This window comes from Mesorhizobium sp. M0772 (genome assembly GCF_040320135.1).
Taxonomy (GTDB): domain Bacteria; phylum Pseudomonadota; class Alphaproteobacteria; order Rhizobiales; family Rhizobiaceae; genus Mesorhizobium.
Genome location: NZ_JAMYPB010000032.1, coordinates 1 through 20,522, shown reverse-complemented (window position 1 = coordinate 20,522; position 20,522 = coordinate 1). Strand labels below are relative to the sequence as shown.

General features: G+C 63.5%; 22 protein-coding genes. 12 read left to right on the top strand and 10 right to left on the bottom strand.

Annotated features, from left to right (window positions below; all coding sequences use genetic code 11):
• From NKI06_RS20145 to NKI06_RS20135, 3 genes are all read right to left on the bottom strand, one after another.
• Positions 1–480 carry a DUF2938 domain-containing protein gene (locus tag NKI06_RS20145; protein WP_023816782.1) on the bottom strand — a complete coding sequence of 160 codons (480 nt, stop codon included), beginning with the start codon at positions 478–480 and terminating at the stop codon, positions 1–3.
• A gap of 84 nt (positions 481–564) precedes the next feature.
• Positions 565–1,047: a peroxiredoxin gene (locus tag NKI06_RS20140; protein WP_023668407.1), complete on the bottom strand. Its 483-nt coding sequence runs from the start codon at positions 1,045–1,047 to the stop codon at positions 565–567.
• Between the two features lie 111 nt (positions 1,048–1,158).
• Positions 1,159–1,965: a protein-disulfide reductase DsbD domain-containing protein gene (locus NKI06_RS20135; RefSeq protein WP_023706670.1), complete on the bottom strand. Its 807-nt coding sequence runs from the start codon at positions 1,963–1,965 to the stop codon at positions 1,159–1,161.
• A 215-nt stretch (positions 1,966–2,180) separates the two neighbouring features.
• Between NKI06_RS20135 and NKI06_RS20130 the strand changes: the two genes are divergently transcribed.
• The gene (locus NKI06_RS20130; protein WP_023668405.1) at positions 2,181–2,789 is read left to right on the top strand and encodes a YqgE/AlgH family protein; all 609 of its coding nucleotides are present in this window, start codon (positions 2,181–2,183) and stop codon (positions 2,787–2,789) included.
• A gap of 196 nt (positions 2,790–2,985) precedes the next feature.
• Here the strand turns inward: NKI06_RS20130 and NKI06_RS20125 are convergent, their stop codons facing one another.
• From NKI06_RS20125 to thrC, 4 genes are read right to left on the bottom strand one after another with little or no spacing between them, the layout of a single operon-like run.
• On the bottom strand, positions 2,986–5,874 hold the full coding sequence (locus NKI06_RS20125) for an EAL domain-containing protein (RefSeq protein ID WP_023706671.1): 2,889 nt from the start codon (positions 5,872–5,874) through the stop codon (positions 2,986–2,988).
• Positions 5,875–5,877: 3 nt separating this feature from the next.
• Complete coding sequence (locus tag NKI06_RS20120) at positions 5,878–6,474, bottom strand: GNAT family N-acetyltransferase (RefSeq protein ID WP_023668403.1); 597 nt, start codon at positions 6,472–6,474, stop codon at positions 5,878–5,880.
• A gap of 14 nt (positions 6,475–6,488) precedes the next feature.
• Positions 6,489–7,781, bottom strand: a complete 1,293-nt coding sequence (locus tag NKI06_RS20115; protein ID WP_352986846.1) for a M16 family metallopeptidase — start codon at positions 7,779–7,781, stop codon at positions 6,489–6,491.
• A 14-nt stretch (positions 7,782–7,795) separates the two neighbouring features.
• A complete protein-coding gene (gene thrC, locus NKI06_RS20110; RefSeq protein ID WP_352986844.1) occupies positions 7,796–9,193 on the bottom strand; it encodes a threonine synthase in 1,398 nt (465 codons plus the stop codon).
• A gap of 128 nt (positions 9,194–9,321) precedes the next feature.
• On the opposite strand from thrC, the gene NKI06_RS20105 reads away from it, so the two are divergent.
• From NKI06_RS20105 to NKI06_RS20075, 7 genes are all read left to right on the top strand, one after another.
• The gene (locus tag NKI06_RS20105) at positions 9,322–10,053 is read left to right on the top strand and encodes a hypothetical protein (protein WP_023692064.1); all 732 of its coding nucleotides are present in this window, start codon (positions 9,322–9,324) and stop codon (positions 10,051–10,053) included.
• 198 nt (positions 10,054–10,251) lie between these two features.
• Entirely contained in the window at positions 10,252–10,575 is a 324-nt protein-coding gene (locus NKI06_RS20100) for an ArsR/SmtB family transcription factor (protein WP_352460036.1), read from the top strand.
• The gene (locus tag NKI06_RS20095) at positions 10,572–10,997 is read left to right on the top strand and encodes an SRPBCC family protein (RefSeq protein ID WP_352460035.1); all 426 of its coding nucleotides are present in this window, start codon (positions 10,572–10,574) and stop codon (positions 10,995–10,997) included. Before NKI06_RS20100 ends, NKI06_RS20095 begins: the two co-directional genes overlap by 4 nt.
• A 57-nt stretch (positions 10,998–11,054) precedes the next feature.
• Positions 11,055–11,447, top strand: a complete 393-nt coding sequence (locus NKI06_RS20090) for a VOC family protein (RefSeq protein ID WP_352460034.1) — start codon at positions 11,055–11,057, stop codon at positions 11,445–11,447.
• Between the two features lie 25 nt (positions 11,448–11,472).
• Positions 11,473–11,694: a hypothetical protein gene (locus NKI06_RS20085; RefSeq protein WP_023668396.1), complete on the top strand. Its 222-nt coding sequence runs from the start codon at positions 11,473–11,475 to the stop codon at positions 11,692–11,694.
• Positions 11,695–11,697: 3 nt separating this feature from the next.
• Positions 11,698–12,156, top strand: coding sequence for a DUF1801 domain-containing protein (locus NKI06_RS20080; protein ID WP_352986842.1), 459 nt, complete (start codon positions 11,698–11,700; stop codon positions 12,154–12,156).
• Between the two features lie 13 nt (positions 12,157–12,169).
• Positions 12,170–12,601 (top strand): DUF1801 domain-containing protein, encoded by a 432-nt coding sequence (locus NKI06_RS20075; RefSeq protein ID WP_352986840.1) that lies wholly within the window; start codon positions 12,170–12,172, stop codon positions 12,599–12,601.
• Between the two features lie 5 nt (positions 12,602–12,606).
• Here NKI06_RS20075 and NKI06_RS20070 read toward each other — a convergent pair whose 3' ends face one another.
• Positions 12,607–13,293, bottom strand: a complete 687-nt coding sequence (locus NKI06_RS20070) for an HAD family hydrolase (protein ID WP_352986838.1) — start codon at positions 13,291–13,293, stop codon at positions 12,607–12,609.
• A 182-nt stretch (positions 13,294–13,475) separates the two neighbouring features.
• Here NKI06_RS20070 and NKI06_RS20065 point away from each other — a divergent pair, with 182 nt between their 5' ends.
• The gene (locus tag NKI06_RS20065; RefSeq protein WP_352986836.1) at positions 13,476–14,609 is read left to right on the top strand and encodes a site-specific DNA-methyltransferase; all 1,134 of its coding nucleotides are present in this window, start codon (positions 13,476–13,478) and stop codon (positions 14,607–14,609) included.
• Positions 14,610–14,831: 222 nt separating this feature from the next.
• Here the strand turns inward: NKI06_RS20065 and NKI06_RS20060 are convergent, their stop codons facing one another.
• A complete protein-coding gene (locus tag NKI06_RS20060; protein WP_352986834.1) occupies positions 14,832–15,443 on the bottom strand; it encodes an HAD family hydrolase in 612 nt (203 codons plus the stop codon).
• Positions 15,444–15,465: 22 nt separating this feature from the next.
• Positions 15,466–16,587: an A/G-specific adenine glycosylase gene (mutY, locus tag NKI06_RS20055; protein WP_352986833.1), complete on the bottom strand. Its 1,122-nt coding sequence runs from the start codon at positions 16,585–16,587 to the stop codon at positions 15,466–15,468.
• A 50-nt stretch (positions 16,588–16,637) separates the two neighbouring features.
• On the opposite strand from mutY, the gene NKI06_RS20050 reads away from it, so the two are divergent.
• The 3 genes from NKI06_RS20050 to NKI06_RS20040 all read left to right on the top strand — a co-directional run.
• Complete coding sequence (locus tag NKI06_RS20050) at positions 16,638–17,144, top strand: DUF721 domain-containing protein (RefSeq protein ID WP_352758197.1); 507 nt, start codon at positions 16,638–16,640, stop codon at positions 17,142–17,144.
• A gap of 167 nt (positions 17,145–17,311) precedes the next feature.
• On the top strand, positions 17,312–18,043 hold the full coding sequence (locus NKI06_RS20045) for a DsbA family protein (protein ID WP_352758198.1): 732 nt from the start codon (positions 17,312–17,314) through the stop codon (positions 18,041–18,043).
• Between the two features lie 69 nt (positions 18,044–18,112).
• Positions 18,113–20,522: chromosome segregation SMC family protein (locus tag NKI06_RS20040; RefSeq protein ID WP_352986831.1), on the top strand; the 2,410-nt coding region annotated here is incomplete at its 3' end.

Below are 20,522 nucleotides of genomic sequence, written 5' to 3'. Positions count from 1 at the left end.
TCAGCGGATCAGCAGGGCCGTGCCGTAGAGGCCGAGCGCGAACACCGTGTGCGAGATCACGTTGAAGGCGCGGATCTGCATCGCGTTGGGGCGCTTTGACGCAGCCCAGCCGGCGCCCATGCCGGGCGCCAGCAGGAACCAGCCGGCGCCGATGGTGACCATGCCGAGGATGAAGGCCGGCAGGAAGGTCGGCGCGTCCAGCCATGCCGTGCCCGCCAGCGCCACCAGGATGAAGCCGTAGACGATGCCGGTGACATAATGGAAGGCCCAGCCCAGCGCCTGCTCATGCGCATAGGGTGCGGCATGGGCGATATCGTCGTGGAAAACCTTGCCTTCCCTAAGGTGCCAGACCCAGCGGCCGGGCGGCCCCCAGTTCGGCCGCGGCTGACTGAGCGCCAGATGCAGGAACAGCGCCCAAAGATCCATCAGCACGGTGGCGCCGATGCCGATCGCAATGCTGCGCCAGATGATGTCAAACATCGTCGATGTCCCCCAAAGCAGGCAATCCGGCCGGAAGCGCGTGGTCGTCAGGCCATGGCGCTCATGAGCCGAGGCGGCCGCGGTTTAGAGCTGGCTCAGAATGTGAGCGGCACCCGACGTGTCGACTCCTGGCTTGGTCTCGACATTGAGCGCCGTGACCTTGCCGTTGTCGACGATCATCGAGAAGCGCTTCGAGCGCAATCCCATGCCGCCGCTGGAATAGTCGGAGTCGAGGCCGATCGACTTGGCGAAGTCGCCATTGCCGTCGGCGAGATAGAGGATCTTGCCTTGACCGCCGGTGAAATTCGCCCAGGCGCCCATGACATGGACATCGTTGACGGACACGACGGCGATGGTGTCGACGCCGCGGGCCAGGATGGCATCGTGGTTCTCGAGATAGCCCGGCAGATGATTGTTGCTGCAGGTCGGCGTGAAGGCGCCTGGAACGCCGAACAGCACGACCTTCTTGCCCGCGAAAATCTCGGCCGAGGTGATCACCTTGGCGCCGTCGGCGGTCATTTCCTTGAAGGTCGCATCGGGCAGTTTGTCGCCAACGGCAATCGTCATGATGGTCCTCGTGTGAAAAGCAGGGAAGGTTTCTTGCGATAGCGAAATCGGGCATCTCCCGCAACCGCCGACAAGGCCTGGATCAAGGGAAAGCCCTGATCGGGTTCGGTATCAGGGGAACGGCAGAACGCCCTCGACCGCGCCTTCGGCACTTGTCAGGGTGTAATACAACCCGCCATCGGTCGGTGTCGTCGACGGCCGGTCGAGGATCGGAATGGTAAATACCAGCCGGCCGTCCTTTTCGCTGCGTGCAGGCGCCCCGAACATATAATCGCGTCCCCCGGCGACGAATAAATCCGCCGCCTCCGGATCTCCGGGAAAAGTCGCCTCGACCATCAGCGTCTCATGGTCGCCCGGCAGCACCTTGATCCCGAAATCGGGCTTGGCAGGCGCGGGCAAGGTGGCGAGTGCAGCCTTCACCAGCGCCGCATCCTCGGCATTGTCGGGATCGGCGGCGGGATCGACGCTCAGCCGCGTCTGCACCGGAATACAGATCGTCTCGCAGATGCCGAGAAAGATGTCGGCATCGATGACGGCCGCATCCCCAGGCGACGACAAAGTGAATGTCACCGGCAGCGAGACCGGATGGTTGTAGCCGGCCCATTTGCCGTAGCCGTCGTCATGGCGCTGCGGCGGCGGGAAGGAAAACGCCGCATCGGTGATGTTGGTGCTGGCCGAAACGTCGATCTGCGGCGGCACGCCGGCGTCGCCCGGATCGCGCCAATAAGTTTTCCAGCCGGGCTTGAGCGCGATGTCGAGCACGCCCTGTATGCGACCGGCCTCGTCGGCCTTGCCTGTTGTCACCAGCCGCACCTTGCCGCCTTCGCTGTTGTACCATTCCGACGAGGAGGCGGCGGCGGGCAGGACTGCTCCGCATCCGATAGCAATACCGAGCAGCAGGATTTTCAAGCTTTGCATGGCGTTGATTTGATCGTCAGTTCATGGCCGCGCAATGTTTTCATGGCGCTCTGCGTATCATATTTGCGTGACCTTCGGGCAAGGAACAGTTGGCTTCAAGCAATCGGCCGAGTGAAGTTCGCAGTCAAGATTCCGTTGTTCCAACCGTTGGGCTTTGGCCGAATCGCACGCGGCGCATCTTTTCGGCGTCCCGGAAACGCGTTACGCTCCAGTCCATGGACTTGTTGCGCCACAAAAAGACAGCCGGTGGACGCGGCTTTCTTGACGACCAGTTCCTGATTGCCATGCCCGGCATGAAGGACGATCGCTTCACGCGCTCGGTCATCTACATCTGCGCGCACAGCGATGAAGGCGCCATGGGCCTGATCATCAACCAGACGCAGCAGATGCTGTTTCCCGATCTTCTGGTGCAGCTCGGCATCATGAACGAACAGGAGGCGATCAGGCTGCCTGCGCAGGCCCGCGACTTCGTGGTGCGCAATGGCGGCCCAGTGGACCGCAGCCGCGGCTTCGTCCTTCACTCGGGCGACTACCGGGTGGAATCCTCGCTCACCGTCTCCGACGATATCTGCCTGACCGCGACGGTCGACATATTGCGCGCCATCTCGTCCGGCCGCGGCCCGCGGCGCGCGTTGATGGCGCTCGGCTATTCCGGCTGGGGCGCCGGCCAGCTGGAAACCGAGATCGCCGAGAATGGCTGGCTGACCTGTCCGGCCACGCCGGAGCTGCTGTTCGACGCCGACATCGAGCGGAAGTACGACCGCATCCTGGCATCGATCGGGATTGATCTGGCGCATTTGAGCCTGGCCGCGGGGCACGCCTGAAGCCTCGCCTTCGCCGACGTTCCGCCGAACCTTCGCGACTAGCCGAAGCCGCCCGCCACTTTCGTCATCCTAGGGTCTGCGCCGCGTCGCTGCGCTCCTTGCTTCGCCCCAGGATGACGAAGGCGCGGTCGCTTCAGCTAATTTTCGGGGTTCATTCCAATGTAACCACGCGCCTGCACGACGCATGCCTCACCCATCACGCCTGCGTCATCGGGTACTGTTCTTTCAACGCCTTCAGCACCTGGTCGCCTGGCATCGGCGCGCCGAACATGAAGCTTTGCACATATTCGCAGCCCATCTGGCGCAATTCCAGCGCATCGCTTTCGTCGGAAATGCCCTCGGCCACCACCGACAGGCCGAGTTCATGCGCCATGTTGACCATGGATTTGAGCAGCACCGCCCGCTTCGGCGTCGCGTCGTCGACGAAGCTCTTGTCGATCTTGATGGTGTCGAAGGGGAAGCGGGTCAGATAGGCGAGCGAGGAATAGCCGGTGCCGAAATCGTCCAGCGACAGGCCGATGCCGAGCTGCTTGAGCTTGGTCAGCACATGCGAGGTCTGCTCTGGATTGTCCATGACCAGCGATTCGGTAAGTTCGAGCCGGAAGCAGCGCGGCTTCAGATTGGCGCGGGCGATGACCGAGCGGACATCGCTGACCAGGTCGCGGCGGATCAGCTGGCGACTGGACAGATTGACCGACACCGACAGCGGCGTGTCGCCGATCTGCTTTTGCCAACCGGCGAGGTCTTCGGCCGCCTGCTGCATGGCAAACAGCCCAAGCTGCACGATCAGGCCACAGCTTTCGGCGACCGGGATGAAATCGCCCGGCGGGATCATGCCGCGGCGCGGATGGTCCCAACGCAGCAGCGCCTCGAAGCCGGCAATGCTGCCGTCCTCCAGCCGTACGATCGGCTGGTAGGCAAGGGTGAACTCACGCCGCTCGATGGCGCGGCGCAGATCGGATTCGAATTGCAGCCGGTCGGTGCCGACGGTGCGGAAGGCCGGCCGGAACGGCTCGATCCTGTCGCCGCCGAAGCGCTTGGCCTGGTGCATGGCAAGCTCGGCGTCCTTGACCATGTCTTCTGCCGAAGTCTGCGCCGAGGTCCAGGTGATCAGGCCGATCGAGGCAGTCAGCACGATCTCGCGCTTGGCGAAGGTGATCGGGTTGTTGATGGCGTGCTTGATGGCGTCTGCCACCGCCGCGATGCGGGAGGGTTCCTGTTCGGAGAGCAGCATCAGGGCGAACTGGTCACCGGCAAAGCGCGACAGCGAATCCTTAGGTTTCAACAGCCGGTGCAAGCGGCGCGCAATGGTGAGCAGGATGGTGTCGCCGGCCGAGATGCCAAGCCCGTCATTGACCTGCTTGAAACGGTCGATGTCGATGACGAAGACGGTGGGGCGCACCTTCTCTTCGGTGCGCGCGATCGAGATGATGGCTTCCAGCCGGTTCATCAGAAGTTCGCGGTTGGGCAGGCCGGTCAGATTGTCGTGAACGGCATCGTGCAGCAGCCTTTCCTCGGACTTTTTCTGCTCGGTAACGTCGACCATGGTGCCGACGCAGCGAATCACTTCGCCATCCGAGCCGATCACCGGCCGCGCCCGAAGCAAGAACCAGTGGTAGTGCCCGTCGGCGCCGCGCAGGCGGAAATTCTGCGAGACCCGGCCGCGCCGATGTTCGAGCACCACGTCGAGCGTGGTGCGGAACGTGTCGCGGTCGTCGGCATGCAGCACCGGCAGCCAGTTGCGGGCCGCACCCCCCAGGCTGTTGGGAGCGAGGCCAAGCTGGATGCTGACGTCGGGCTTGGTGACGACGCGGTCGCGCAGCACGTCCCAGTCCCACACCGTGTCGCCGGAGCCGGCTACGGCTAGCGCCTGCCGTTCGAGGTCGGAGAACAGGCCCTGATGCAGCGCGCCGCCGGCAAAGGCATGCTGCATGACGGTGAAGCCGATCAAAAGGATGATCAGGATCAGCCCGCCGCCCAATGCCGGCTGGGCGATGTCGTTGTCGAGCATGCCGGTGATCGCCATCCACGACCCGCATAGCCATAGCAGCACCATCACCCAACTGGGCACCAGCATGATCGCACGGTCATAACCACGAAGACCGAGCAGGATGATGAGGCCAAGCCCGGTCAGCGCGGTGGCGGCGAAGGACAGCCGGGCAATACCGGCGGCGACGGCCGGATCGATGATGGCCACACCCGCAATCAGCACCAGGCCGAGGATCCAGACCAGCGCGCCATAGCTGAAATGGCCGTGCCACCGGTTGAGGTTGAGATAGGCGAACAGGAACACCACGAAGGTCGCCGCAAGCGCCACCTCCGTTCCCGCCCGCCACATCTGCTCGTTCCCGGGCGATATCTCTATGATCTTGTTTAGAAAGCCGAAATCGACGCAGATATAGGCAAGTACCGCCCACGCAAGTGCGGCTGTCGCCGGAAACATCGAGGTTCCCTTGACGACGAAAAGGATGGTCAGGAAGAGCGCCAGCAGCCCGGCGATGCCGATGACGATGCCGCGGAACAGCGTATAGGAATTGACCGAGTCCTTGTAGGCTTCCGGCTCCCATAGATAGACCTGCGGCAGCTTCGGCGAGGCGAGTTCGGCGATGAAGGTGATCACCGTTCCCGGGTTCAGCGTCACCCGGAACACGTCGGCGTCGGAGCTTGACTGCCGGTCGAGCGCGAAGCCCTCGCTGGGGGTGATCGCGGCGATGCGGGTGGCGCCGAGATCGGGCCAGAAGATGCCGGAATTCACCAGCCGGAAATGCGGCGCCACGATCAGCCGGTCGAGCTGCTGGTCGGTGGTGTTGGCGAGCGCGAATACCGCCCAGTCGCCGCTCGAGCGCGCGTCATTGGCCTCGACCTCGATGCGCCGCACGATGCCGTCGGGACCGGGCGCGGTCGACACCTGGAAGTTTTCGCCCTGATTGACGTAGATCTGGACGGCGCGCGACAGGTCGAGCGCGACATCGTCGCGGGCAATCTTGATCGGTTCGACGGCGAAGGCCGGGAGCGCCGCGCAAAGCGTGACGACAACCGCCAGAACAAAGGCCAACAGCGACCCGTTTCGCAGGAAATTCGTCAAAAATCAGTCCTTCGTTCCAGCGCCCGGCGGATCGTCCGCGATCCGGGCGTAGAGGTAGTGGTCCTGCCAGATGCCGTTGATCCTGAGGTAGGATCGCAGAAGTCCTTCGCGCCGGAATCCGGCTTTTTCAAGCACGCGGATCGACCGGACATTGTCGGGAATACAGGCAGCTTCGATCCGGTGCAACCGCAGCGTATCGAAGGCGAAGCGGCAGACCACCTTGACCGCGTCGGTCATCAGGCCGCGGCCGCCGAACCGCTCCCCGATCCAGTACCCGACATGGCCGCTTTGCGAGACGCCGTGGCGGATATTGCCGAGCGTAATGCCGCCGGCAAGCTTGCCGCTCGCCTTCTCGAAGATGAAGAAGGCGATGGCTGTCCCCTGCGCATAGTCTTCGCGGTAGCGGCCGATGCGCAGCCGCCAGGCGGTGCGGTCGAGTTCATCGGGCGTCCAGCGCGGCTCCCACGGTTCGAGGAAGGCACGGCTTTCGCCGCGCACCGCCGACCATTCGCGATAGTCGTTGGTGTAGGGCACGCGCAGCATGACCCGGTCGCCTTTCAGTGCCGGCAGGTCACGGCGAAAGAAAGGGAGCGCGAACACCGGCGCTTGAAGGCTTAGACGGCGAGCTTGCGGGCCGTGGTGTGCGTGCCCGCAAGCGAATCGAGAATCGCCTCATAGGGCGCGAGCGTACCCACCGGTCCAACCGCGGTCAGCGTCGGCTTGGTCGAAAACAGCCGGGACGAAAGGTCGGTCAGCCGCTCGACGGTCAGCGCCGACAGCCGTTCCATCAATTCCTCCTTGGCGATCGGCCGACCGAACAGAAGCAGCTGCCTGGCGATCTGCGAGGCGCGGCTGGCCGGGCTTTCAGCCGACATGATCAGGCCGGCGCGATATTGCGCGCGGGCGCGGTCGAGCTCTTCCTGAAGGATATTCTCGCCGGCCTTCTGCAGCTCGTCGATAATGACCGGCACCAGTTCGGCAATGTCGCTCTGCCCGGTCGCGGCATGAACGCCGAAGATGCCGGTATCGGAAAAACCCCAGTGGAAGGCATAGACCGAATAGCACAGGCCACGCTTTTCGCGGACCTCCTGGAACAGCCGGGACGACATGCCGCCGCCGAGGATCATCGACAGCACCTGCGAAGCGTAGAAATCGCGCACATGATAGGCTCGGCCTTCGAAGCCGAGCACGATCTGCGCGTCCATCAGGTCGCGATCCTCGCGGAAATCGCCGCCGACATACTGCGCATATTGGGGTATCGTGCTGTCGGACTTGCTGCGGAAACCGCCGAGCTGCTTTTCGACCTCGCGCACGAAATTGTCATGCTTGATGTCGCCGGCCGCGACGATCACCATCTTCTCGGCGCCATATTGGCGCTCGATGAAATCATGCAGCTGTTTGGAGGTGAAGGATTTGACGGTTTCCGGCGTGCCGAGGATCGAGCGGCCGATCGTCTGGTGGCGGAAGGCGGTCTCGGTGAAACGGTCGAAGACGATGTCGTCGGGCGTGTCGTGCGCGGCGCCGATCTCCTGCAGGATCACATGCTGCTCGCGCTCCAGTTCCTCTGGGTCGAATTCGGACTCCTGCAGGATATCGGCAAGGATATCCACCGCCAGCGGCACATCGTCGGACAGCACCCTGGCGTAATAGGACGTCGTCTCGACTGATGTGGCGGCATTGATCTCGCCGCCGACATCCTCGATTTCCGAGGCGATCTCGAAGGCCGTCCGCCTTTTCGTACCCTTGAAGGCCATATGCTCGAGCAGATGGGCCATTCCGTGCTCGTCGTCACGCTCATTGCGGGCGCCGGACTTGACCCAGGCGCCAAGGGCAACGGATTCGAGGCTTGGAAGGGTTTCGGTGGCGACTGTCAGGCCGTTCGACAGACGGCTTACCTCAACACCCATATGGCAAGTACTCCCTAACGCGCTGCCCTTGAGTGGCGGCTCACGTAATCTTCCACCATTTTCAGGTCGGATGGAAGTACCGTGTACTTTTCGTCGGCTGACATCAAGGACCCCAGCCATGCGGGCAGGGCCGGCGACACGCCGCAGGCGGCTTCGACCGCGGCCGGGAACTTGGCCGGGTGCGCCGTGCCCAGCACCACCATCGGCACTGCACCGTCAGCCTTGCCGGCGGCGACATGCACGGCCGCGGCCGTGTGCGGATCGAGCAGATAATTGCTGGATTCGAGCGTTGAACGGATGGTGGCGGCAACCTCGTCCAGATCAGCGCGTCCGGCGTCGAATTCGGACCGCATCCGGTCGATTTCCGCGGTTTCGATGGTGAAGGCGCCGGATTGCTTGAGGCCGGCCATGTAACGCCGCACCGTCTCTGCGTTACGGTCGCAGGCCTCGAACAGCAGCCGCTCGAAGTTCGACGATACCTGGATGTCCATCGATGGCGACGTCGTCGCAAACACACCCTTGGTGCGGTATTCACCGGTCGCGAAAGTGCGCGCCAATATGTCGTTGTCGTTGGTGGCGACGATCAGCCGCTCGATCTGCAGGCCCATCTTCTTGGCGGCGTAACCGGCGAAAATATCGCCGAAATTGCCGGTCGGCACGGTAAAGGAGACCGGCCTGTCCGGCGCGCCGAGCGAAAGCGCCGAGGAAAAATAATAGACGATCTGGGCCATGATGCGGGCCCAGTTGATCGAATTGACGCCCGACAGCGACACGCGATCACGAAAACGATGATCGTTGAACATATCCTTCAGCAGGCCCTGGCAATCGTCGAAATTGCCTTCGATCGCCAGCGCCTGGACGTTGGCGGCAGTCGATGTCGTCATCTGCCGCTGCTGCACCGGCGAGACGCGGCCATGCGGGAACATCACGAAAATGTCAGTTCGGTCGCGGCCGGCAAAGGCATCGATGGCGGCGCCGCCAGTGTCACCCGAGGTCGCGCCGACGATGGTGGCGCGCTGGCCACGCTCAGTCAGTACATGGTCCATCAGCCGAGCAAGCAGCTGCATGGCAACGTCCTTGAAGGCCAGCGTCGGACCGTGGAAGAGCTCGAGGATGAACGTGTTGGCGCCGGTCTGCACCAGCGGGCAGACGGCCCGGTGGCGGAAGGTGGCATAGGCTTCTCGCACCAGGCGCTCGAAGACGGGTGCGGCGATCTCGCCGCCGAGGAACGGCGTCAGCACGCGGATGGCGAGGTCCGCATATGGCAGGCCGCGCATGGCGCGGATCTCGGCTGCCGAAAACTGCGGCCATGTCTGCGGCACATAAAGCCCGCCGTCGCGGGCCAGCCCCGCCAGCACCGCATCGGCAAATCCAAGCACGGGTGCATCCCCGCGGGTACTCACATAGCGCATCGTCAAAGGTCCATTGCTGCCGCCGGTTTCATCCACGGCAATTGGTTAATTTTCCGAGCCGCCTCAGTCGCATTTTTGCCGTGGCGTTGCTATACGTCACCAACTTTGCGAGAGGGAAGTGCAGTTTCATGGCGTTTCATAAGTTCAACCGTCGCTTTGTCGCGGGTCTGGCGCTAACCGGCTTTATGCTTGCCGCCGCCGGTTGCCAATCGAGCGACAATGGCATCCTCAATCTCGGTTTCGGCAAGAAGACCGACCCGAATGCGCCAATACCGCCTCAGGATCCCAAGGTTCTCGCCAGCCAGTTGCAGGCCTACTGCCCGAAAGTGACGGTGCGGGACGGCACCGCATACTTCAATACCTACGCCAAGGGCGCGCCGCAGCCGAAAAAGAAAAAGGCTGATGCAACACAGGATGCCGAGGCCGCTGCCGCCGCGCAGACGGCGCCTGACGGCTCCATCGTCGATCCGAACAAGGATCCGGCCAAGATCATCTACCAGGCCTCGATCAGCGATGTGAGCCGCGATTGCAGCCGTGCCAACGGCCAGTTGACGATGAAGGTTGGCGTTGCCGGCAAGATCGTGCCGGGACCGCTGTTCGCCCCCGGCACCATCACCATGCCGATCCGCATTGCCGTCATGCACGGCCCCGACGTACTTTATTCGCAGATCCACCCCTATCAGATCCAGGTCAGCGATCCCTCGACCGCCACCCAGTTCGTGTTCACCGATCCCAACGTCGTCGTGCCCGAACCTTCCGCCCGGGATTACACTGTCTATGCCGGCTATGACGACACCGCGCCGGCGGCGGCGGACAAGAAGTCCGGCAAGAAAAAGAAGCGCGCTCCCGCGACGAACTAAGCGCCTGGGCGCCGTCGCTGCTGCGACGGTGCCGGTCAACTCTTTGAAACATCCAACGATCCGATCGTGATCCTGCAGGTGTGCGCCTGCGGGCAGGTCGCGTCTGCCTTTAAATCTCGATCCATTCCGCCAGCGCACTTGACTCATCCATAGCCCGGCGGTTATACGTAAATCAATATCTCGCAGGTTATCGATCCTATGCCAGACGCCCACGATACTTTGTTCAGAACGCTTGCCGACCCGACCCGGCGGTCCATCTTCGAGCGCCTTTGCCGCCAGGGTGAGCAGACCGTGGGGGCGCTGACGGCGCAGTCCGGGGTTTCGCAACCGGCGGTGTCGAAGCATCTCGGCGTCCTGAAGCTGGCCGGGCTGGTGCGTGACCGCCACGCCGGACGCCAGACCCACTACAGCGCCCAGCCCGAGGCACTTGGTCCGCTGACCGACTGGACAGTTCAAATGACAGGATTCTGGGAGGGCCGCTTCGATGACCTCGAGAACCTGCTGAAAAGGATGGACCAGTGAGCAATCCCGAACTGCGCACCGTCGTCGTCGAACGTGAAATATCCTGGCCGGCGGAGAAGATCTGGCGCGCGTTGACGCAGCCGCATCTGATGGAGGAATGGCTCATGAAGAACGATTTCAAGCCTGTCGTCGGCCACAGCTTCAATCTTCGCGGCGACTGGGGCGGCGTGCTCGATTGCGAGGTCCTCGCCGTCGAGCAAGGCAGGACGCTGTCCTACAGCTGGGATTTTGCGCATGAGGATGCCGCCTACAATCTGAAGAGCGTGGTGACGTTCACGCTCACGCCCACCAGCACGGGGACCCATCTGCGCGTCGAGCAGTCGGGCTTCCAGCCGAGCCAGAAGCAGGCCTATGGCGGCGCCAGGGCCGGGTGGCAGCAATTTCTCACCAAGCTGGAGCAGCTTCTGGCGAAGCCGGATTGAAGCCTGCCGGTACCATGCCCTGACTGCGGGGCACCGAATGCAAAAAGGACAAAATCGATGAAGATCAAGCTGACCAGCGTCTATGTGGACAACCAGGACAACGCACTGCGCTTCTACACCGACGTGCTGGGCTTTGCCGTGAAGGCCGACTTCAGCAATGGGCCTTTTCGTTGGCTGACCGTCACCTCACCCGATGAGCCCGACGGAATCGAGCTACAGCTGGCGCTCAACGACAACCCGGCCGCCAAGGCCTACCAGCAGGCCATCTTCAAGCAGGGGCAGCCCGCGCTCATGCTGTTCACCGACGAGGTCAAGGGTGATTACGAGCGCATCAAGGGACGCGGCGGTGCGTTCGCCATGGCGCCGACAGAAGTGACCGGCTCGACCATCGCCCAGCTCAACGACAGCTGCGGCAATCTGATCCAGATCACCCAGCTGGCGCGTTGGTAGGCGCTGGTTTCAAGAGGAGGTTGCAATGAATTTGAGCAAATGGATACGTCAAACCCATCGTTGGCTGTCGATCATCTTCACGCTGACCGTGGCAGCCAATTTCATCACCATGGCGTTCGGGCAACCTCCGGCCTGGGTGGTCTATTCGCCGCTGCTGCCGCTATTCCTGCTGCTGTTCAGCGGCCTCTACATGTTCGTGCTGCCTTACGTCGCGAGATCGCGTGGCGAGCAGGGCGCGCAAGGGTAGGACATGGCCAAGGCGCCGGGAAAATCGAAGGTCGCAAAACCGGCCCCAGACAAGCCGGAAAAGCCGGTCCTGCTTTCGGGCGGCAACCCGCAGATCCCGAAGGCCTATGGGGACGCTCCGGTGCAGGCATATATTGCTGCCATGCCGGGCTGGAAAAGCGATGTCGGGCGCTGGATCGACGCACTTATCGTCAGCGCCGTCCCCGGCGTCTACAAGGCGGTGAAGTGGAACTCACCGTTCTATGGCATCGAGGGCGAGGGTTGGTTCCTCAGCCTGCATTGCTTCACCAGATACGTCAAAGTCGCCTTCTTTCGCGGCACGTCGCTCGATCCTGTGCCTCCCGGCGGTTCCAGGCAAAAGGAAGTGCGCTATCTCGACATCCATGAAGGCGAAGAGATCGACGAAGCCCGCTTCGCCTCCTGGGTGAAGCAGGCCAGCCGATTGCCCGGCGAGAAGATGTGAACGGAGGCAGACCATGAAGACCAGTATGTCGAGCAAAGACGAGGGAGGCGCCTCTGCCTCCGAGCGGATAGATGCCCGAATCCGGGAGCTGGACGATTGGCGGGGCAAGACGTTGGCCAGCCTGCGCAAGACCATCCTCGACGCCGATCCGGAAATCATCGAGGAGTGGAAGTGGATGGGCAGCCCGGTATGGTCGCGCGACGGCATGATCGCCGTCGGCAACGCTCACAAGGACAAGGTGAAGCTGACCTTTTCCCATGGCGCCAGCCTGCCGGATCCCGACAGGCTGTTCAACAACGGGCTCAACGGCAAGGTGTGGCGCGCCATCGATGTGTCGGAGGGCGACGAGATCGATGCGGATGCGCTGAAAGCGCTCGTCCGTGCCGCTATTGCCTACAACAGGGCAAAGAAGAAACCGGCCAAGTCGGCCAAAGCCAAGGACTGATCGGTTCAGGCGTCCGACCACTCCGACAGAGCGGCAATCACACTTTTCAGTTCGGCCCAGCGGCGGATGACGGTTTCGGCGCCGGCTTCGGTCAGCACATCGGCATGGCCGGGATAGCTGTGCGCGGCGCCGGTGAAGCCGATCACGCGCATGCCGGCGGCCCTGGCGCCGGTGACGCCGTGCACCGAATCATCGATGACGAAGGTGTTTGCCGGATTGGCGTTGAGTTGCTCCGCCGCGAGCAGGAACACATCCGGCGCGGGCTTGGTTTTCTTGCTTGGTGTCTCCAGCGCCGAAAAAATCCGGCCGGCGAAGAACGGCAGCAGGCCTACTTTCTCCAGCATGAACTCGACCCGCTCCAAGCGTGAGTTCGAGCAGACGCAGCGCGGCGCTGTCACTGCGGCGACCGCCTCGCGCACGCCGTCAATGGCGCGAACGTCGCTGCGCAGTTTGCGGTCGACCAGCTCCTCGGCCCGGTCGATCATCGAGGCCTGGAACGGGATCGCGGACTTCGCCTCGACCCGCATCATGATGTCCTTGAAAGTCAGTCCGGCATAGGTTTCGGCGTATTCCTCGGCCGAGATTTCATATCCGGCCAAGGTCAGCAATTCGGCCTCGACACGGGCTGCGATGATTTCGGAATCGACGAGCACGCCGTCGCAATCGAAGATGACAAGGTCTGGCTGGGGCATGGCAATCCGAAACGAGGGGGGAAGCCCGGCGGGGCTCAAGCGGCGCGACATACACCAACGGGCCGGACTGCGCAAATTAACGACGACAGGGCTGCCTGGACCGTTGCGTCCTTCACCGAATATTTACGCTGATCGGTAACCATAACGGGGAGTAAACAGTAACGCGTGCCTTGGGTGTAAAAATGTCTGCCGTGCGTCTTGTCGCCGACCTCTCCCACGCCCCCCAGCAATCCGAGTGGCTGGACACGATCCTCAAGGGCGATTGCGTCGCCGCGCTCGACCGGCTGCCGGAAAAATCCATCGACGTCATCTTCGCCGATCCGCCTTACAATCTGCAGCTCGACGGCGATTTGCACCGGCCCGACCAGTCCAAGGTCGACGCCGTCGACGACGACTGGGACCAGTTCGAGAGTTTCGAGGCCTATGACGCCTTCACCCGCGCCTGGCTCCTGGCGGCACGCCGCGTGCTGAAGCCGAATGGCACCATCTGGGTCATCGGCTCCTACCACAACATCTTCCGCGTCGGCGCCAAGATGCAGGATCTCGGCTTCTGGATCCTCAACGATGTCGTCTGGCGCAAGACCAACCCAATGCCGAATTTCCGCGGTCGCCGTTTCCAGAACGCGCATGAGACCATGATCTGGGCCTCGCGCGACCAGAAGGGCAAGGGCTATACCTTCAATTACGAAGCCATGAAGGCATCGAACGACGACATCCAGATGCGCTCCGACTGGCTGTTCCCGATCTGCACTGGCGGCGAGCGGCTGAAGAACGACAATGGCGACAAGCTGCATCCGACGCAGAAGCCGGAAGCGCTGCTCGCCCGCATCATGATGGCCTCGACCAAGCCGGGCGACATCGTGCTCGACCCGTTTTTCGGCTCCGGCACCACCGGTGCCGTGGCCAAGCGCCTCGGCCGCCATTTCGTCGGCATCGAGCGCGAGCAGGCCTATATCGACGCCGCCAATGAGCGCATCGATGCCGTGCGGCCGCTGGAAAGCGCCGATCTTACCGTGCTCACCGGCAAGCGCGCCGAGCCGCGCGTCGCCTTTGTCAGCCTCATCGATACCGGGCTTATGCAGCCCGGCGCCACGCTTTACGATGCCAAGAAGCGCTGGTCGGCCAAGGTACGCGCCGACGGCACGGTTGCCATCGGCGACAGCGCCGGCTCGATCCACAAGATCGGCGCCGAAGTGCAGGGCCTGGACGCCTGCAATGGCTGGACCTTCTGGCACTATGAGCGCTCGGGCGGCCTGACCCCGATCGACGAACTGCGCCGCATCGCCAGGCTCGGTATGGAGCGCGCAGGGGCCTGAGATTCAAGGTTTAAATTCGGCGCTCTACGACGGCCCCCCTCTGCCCTGCCGGGCATCTCCCCCTCAAGGGGGGAGATTGCTGTCATCATCAACGCTTTCGCCAATTTTTGATCTTGCAAGGTGAGAACGGCCGCAGCTGCTGCTGATCTCCCCCCTTGAGGGGGAGATGGCCGGCAGGCCAGAGCGGGGCGCCGTAGAGCGCTATTTCGGCCCTCCGCGCATTCACACCGCGATCCCATACCCCGCAAGATCTGCCCGCAGCGTCTTGGCATCCGTGAACAGCACTGACTGCCAGCCGGCCGCCTTGGCGCCGTCAACATTTTTTTGGCTGTCGTCGATGAACAGTGTGGCTGATGGCTCGAGCTCGAACGCGGCGACGTGATGGTCGTAGATGGCGCGGTCGGGCTTGATCTCACGGATGTCGGCCGACACGGTCACGCCGCGCGGGCGGCTGAGGAAGTCGAAGCGCAGTCTTGCCTCGGCAAGCGTGTCGGCGGCGAAATTGGTCAGCATGGTCACGTCGTGGCCCCTCTCGATCAGGCCGAGCATGATGGCGACGCTGTCCTCATAGGCATGCGGCACCATGTCGTTCCAATAGCGTCGGAAATTGCGAATGTTTTCAGCATGATCCGGGTAATCCGCGATCAGCAGCGCTTCCGCCTCTTCCCACGTCCGGCCACGGTCCTGCTCGATGTTCCAGTCATGCGTGCAGACATTGTCGAAGAACCACTTGCGCTCTTCGGCATCGGGAATGAGGCGGCTGAACGGAATGTTCGGATCGTAGTGGAGCAAGACGCGGCCGATGTCGAACACGATATGGCGGATTTCAGTCATTTCTGGCCTTTCAAAGCGAATGCTAGTCAATTGGGCGGTGTTTTTTGGTTGCGCCCGGTATCGCTGCTTCGATGACCTTTTTCATGACGGTCGGCAGCGCTTCTCCGGAAATGTCATGGGCCAGCGACCAGAAATGCCCTTCCGGCGCATCACTTTTCACTTGAGCGTGAAAAACTTCGAGCTCGAGCGCGAAATGGGTGAAGACATGCGCGATCTCTCCAGCGCGCCGCCAGTCGGCAGGGAAGGGCGCTGCCTCCGAAGTGGTTGCACCGTCGATCCGCGCTGTCCAACCTGTGGTCGGCACCTCGGTCATGCCGCCGAGCAGGCCCTTGTCAGGCCGCTTGCGCAACAGGATGGCGCCGTCGCCGCGCTCGGCGACGAAGGCGGCACCCCGCCTGAGTGGTTTGTCGACCTTGGGCAGGCGGACCGGAAAGCGCTCGGGGTCGCCGGACAGGATGGCGCTGCAATCCTCGCGCACCGGGCACAGCATGCAGCGCGGCCGTCTTGGCGTGCAGATCGTGGCGCCAAGGTCCATCATTGCCTGGGCGAAGTCGCCCGGCCTTGTCTGCGGAACCAGTCTTGCGACGAGCGCGCGGATTTCAGGCTTTGCCTCGCTGAGCCGCGTTGCGATCGAATAGAGCCGCGAGATGACACGTTCGACATTGCCGTCGACGACCGCCGCCGGACGGTCGAAGGCGATCGCCGCGATCGCCGCCGCCGTATAGGCGCCGATCCCCGGCAATTCCCTCAATCCCGTTTCGTTGTCGGGAAAACGGCCGCCCTGGCTCGCAACCAGATCGGCGCAGGCCTTGAGGTTGCGCGCCCGTGAATAATAGCCGAGCCCGGCCCAGGCCTTCATCACATCCTCGGCCGGCGCAGCCGCCAGCGCCTTCACATCAGGCCATTTCTCGACAAAGGCGCGAAAATAGGATTTTACCGCTTCGACCGTGGTCTGCTGCAGCATCACTTCCGAAAGCCAGATGCGATAGGGGTCCGGCGGTGCCCCGCCGGCCGCGGCGTGCGGCGTGATCCGCCACGGCAGTTCGCGATGGTGCGCGTCGTACCAGGCAAGCAGACGCGCGGCGATCTCTCCCGATAGAGTTGGTCCGGATGCGGCCTTGCGGGTCTGTTCGTGCAGTGCCATTGATCGCGGGCTGGCTCTAGGCTGGTGAGGAGCGTGGCTGGAGAACGTACATGGCAGGGAGAACGCCTTACGGCAATCCCGTTCCGGTGAGCGATCTCGCGACCGCGATCCTCGACCCCGTGCTGCGCAAGCGGGCCGGCATTTCGATCGGGCTGGTGCAGTCATGGGAAGAGATCGCCGGCCCCAGGCTCGCCGGCCATTCGCGCCCCGAAAAAATCCAGTGGCCGCGCCGCATGCATGAGGACGATCCGTTCGAGCCGGCGGTGCTGGTCATCGCCTGCGAAGGCATGGCCGCGCTGCACCTACAGCACGAGACCGGCGAGATCATCAACCGCGTCAATGCCTTTCTCGGCTTCAACGCGATCGGCAGGATCCGGATCGTGCAAAAGCCGGTGCTGAGGGACAAAGCCCGGCCGAAACCGACGCCGAGAGCACTGACTTCCGTCGAAAAGACCAAATTGTCCGATACCGTCGGCAAGATCGAGGATGAAGGCTTGCGCGCCTCGCTGGAGCGTCTTGGCGCCACAATTCTTGGCCAAAGGAAGCGGCCAAGGTAATCAACCGGTAATCAGTCGGTCATGAACGCGTCATCTATCTCGCGCATTCGTGATCCTGCATGTAGAGTTTGGCGATTGGAATGGGGACGGCGATGCCTTAATTCCCGCCAACTCTCGCCTTTTCTAGCCTTTGCGTTGCAAAATCAAACCACAGTCAGGTGATTCGCATGAACCGTAGCTTGTCCCGCAGAAACCTCCTGTCTTCGCTGGCCGTCATTCCGGCAGTGGCTATGCTCGCCGCATGCAGCGATTCAGGCGAGGATGCCAAAGCAGCGGATGTGAAGCCTGCGGCTCCCGCAATGCCGGCTTCGACGCCTGCCACTCCGGCCGCCGTCAAGGTCCCGGAGTCTTCCGGCAATGTCGACATGGCCGAACTGCTGAAGCCCGGCGCTTTGCCCGACAAGCAGCTCGGCAAGGATGACGCCAAGGTCACCATCGTCGAATATGCCTCGATGACCTGCCCGCATTGTGCGCATTTCGCCGCGACCACCTTCCCTGAGTTGAAGACGAAGTACATCGACACCGGCAAGGCGCGTTACATCCTGCGCGAATTCCCGTTCGATCCGAGCGCCGAGGCCGGTTTCATGCTGGCGCGCTGTTCGAAGGACAATTATTTCCCGATGGTCGATGTGCTGTTCAAGCAGCAGGCCAACTGGGTCGGCGTCAACAATACCAAGGATGCGCTGCTGCAGATCTCCAAGCTCGCCGGTTTTACACAGGAGTCCTTCGAGGCCTGCTTGACGGACCAGAAACTTCTGGACGATGTGAGATCGGTCCAGAAGCGCGGCGCCGATGAATTCAAGGTCGACTCGACGCCGACCTTCTTCATCAACGGGAAAACCTACAAAGGTGCGATGTCGATTGAGGAAATATCGGCCATCATCGACCCTCTGCTCTGACGTCCAGGCGGCGCCGGAGCGACTGCGCTTCGGCGTCAGCGCACCTTTGTGCCTTCCAGGCAGGCGCGAATGAAGTTTTCGCGCCTTCGCCTCCTCGGCTTCAAGTCCTTCGTCGAACCCGGCGAGTTCGTCATCGAACGCGGCCTGACCGGCATTGTCGGGCCGAATGGCTGCGGCAAGTCGAACCTTGTCGAGGCGATGCGCTGGGTGATGGGCGAAAGCTCATACAAGAACATGCGCGCGTCCGGCATGGACGACGTGATCTTTTCCGGCTCGGGAACGCGCCCGGCCCGCAACACCGCCGAAGTCACGCTGTTCCTCGACAATAGCGACCGGACCGCGCCCGCCGCCTTCAACGACGCCGATGAATTGCAGGTGTCGCGCCGCATCGAGCGCGAAGCCGGCTCGCTCTACCGCATCAACGGCAAGGAAGCCCGCGCCAAGGACGTGCAGCTTCTGTTCGCCGACCAGTCGACCGGCGCGCGCTCGCCTTCCATGGTCGGACAGGGCCGCATCGGCGAACTGATCCAGGCCAAGCCGCAGGCGCGCCGCGCGCTGCTCGAAGAGGCCGCCGGCATTTCCGGCCTGCACACGCGCCGTCACGAGGCCGAGCTTCGGCTGAAGGCGGCCGAACAAAATCTGGAACGGCTGGACGATGTCGTCGGCGAACTGGAGAGCCAGATCGAAAGCCTTAAGCGCCAGGCGCGCCAGGCATCGCGCTTCAAGAACCTGTCGGCCGATATCCGCAAGGCGGAAGCCACGCTCTTGCATCTGCGCTGGACTTTGGCCAAGACCCAGGAGGGCGATGCGCGTTCGGCGCTGGCGGTTGCCACAGCTCTGGTCGGCGACCGCGCCGCCGCCCAGATGGCTGCCGCCCGGGAGCAAGGCATCGGCGCCCACCGGCTGCCGGACCTGCGTGACGCCGAGGCCGCGGCTGCCGCCGCCTTCCAGCGCCTGTCCATCGCCAAGGCGCAGATCGAGGAGGAGGCAGGCCGCATCCGCGCCCGCCAGGCCGAACTCGAGCGCCGGCTGCAGCAGCTCGACGGCGACATCGCGCGCGAGGAGCGCATGGTCCGCGACAATGCGGATATTCTTGAGCGCCTGCGCGAGGAAGAAGCCACGCTCAACTCCGAAAATGCCGGCGCCGCCGAACGCGAGGCCATGACGCGGGCCGCTTTCGAGCAGGCCGGCGCAACGCTGTCGCAGAGCGAAGCAAAGCTCGCTGCGCTGACCGCAGAACGAGCGGAGGCCGCCGCCGCGCGCAATCAGATCGAACGCACGCTGCGCGAAAACGCCGAACGCCGCGACCGCTTTGCCCGCCAGCTGGCCGACGTCGACCGCGAATTGTCCGAGATTGTGTCGAAGGTTGCGGGCTTGCCTGACCCGGCCGAAAAACGTGCTCTGGTCGAGGACGCGCTCGCCCGGTTGGAGGAAGCGGAGGCCGGCGCCATTGCTGCCGAACAGGCGGTCGCCGAGGCGCGCGCCACCGAGAGTGCCGCTCGTCCGCCGCTGCAGGACGCCAGGTCGGAGCTCGCCGGCATCGAGACCGAAGCGCGCACGCTGGCCAAGATCCTCAATGCCGCCAGCGGCGATCTTTTCCCGTCGGTGCTTGAGCAGCTCAGCGTCGAACGTGGCTATGAGACGGCGCTTGGCGCTGCGCTTGGTGAGGACCTCGACGTGCCGCTCGACCGCAGCGCGCCGGTGCATTGGGGCGAAAGCCAGGTTCAACCAGGCGATGCGGCCTTGCCGGAAGGCATCAAGAGCCTCGCCAGCGTGGTGCGCGCGCCTTCGCAGCTTGCCCGCCGGTTGGCGCAGATCGGCATCGTCGATGCCGCCGACGGCAAACGCCTTCAGACGCTGCTTGCCCCCGGCCAGCGGCTGGTCAGCCGTGACGGCGCGCTGTGGCGCTGGGACGGGCTGACCGCCAGCGCCGATGCACCGACCGCGGCCGCGCAAAGGCTGGCGCAGAAGAACCGGCTGGCCGAGCTCGATGCCGAGGCGGTACAGGCGACGCAGATGATGCGCGAGGCCGAAGCCGCCCTTGCCCAGGCCGAACAGGCACTCCGCCAGGCGAGCGAGGCCGAACGCAATGCGCGCCAGGCCGGGCGCGATGCCCAGCACGGCCTGGACGCCGCCCGCAGCGCGCTGGCCGAGGCCGAAAAGGCCGGTGGCGAGCTGGCAAGCCGCCGCGCCGCCCTGGACGAGGCGCGCGCGCGAATCGTCGACAGCCATGAAGAAACGGCCGCCGCCTTCGCCGAGGCCGAAATGCTGCTGCAGGACGCCCCCGATCTCGGCGACCTGCAATTGCAGCTTGAACAATCCGCCGCCAATGTCAGCCGCGATCGCGCAACCTTGGCCGACGCGCGCGCCGTCCATGAAGGCCTGCGCCGCGAAGCCGAGGCGCGCACGCGCCGGCTCGACGCCATCGGCGCCGAGCGCAGCAACTGGTTGCAGCGGGCCGAAAACGCCTCGACGCAGA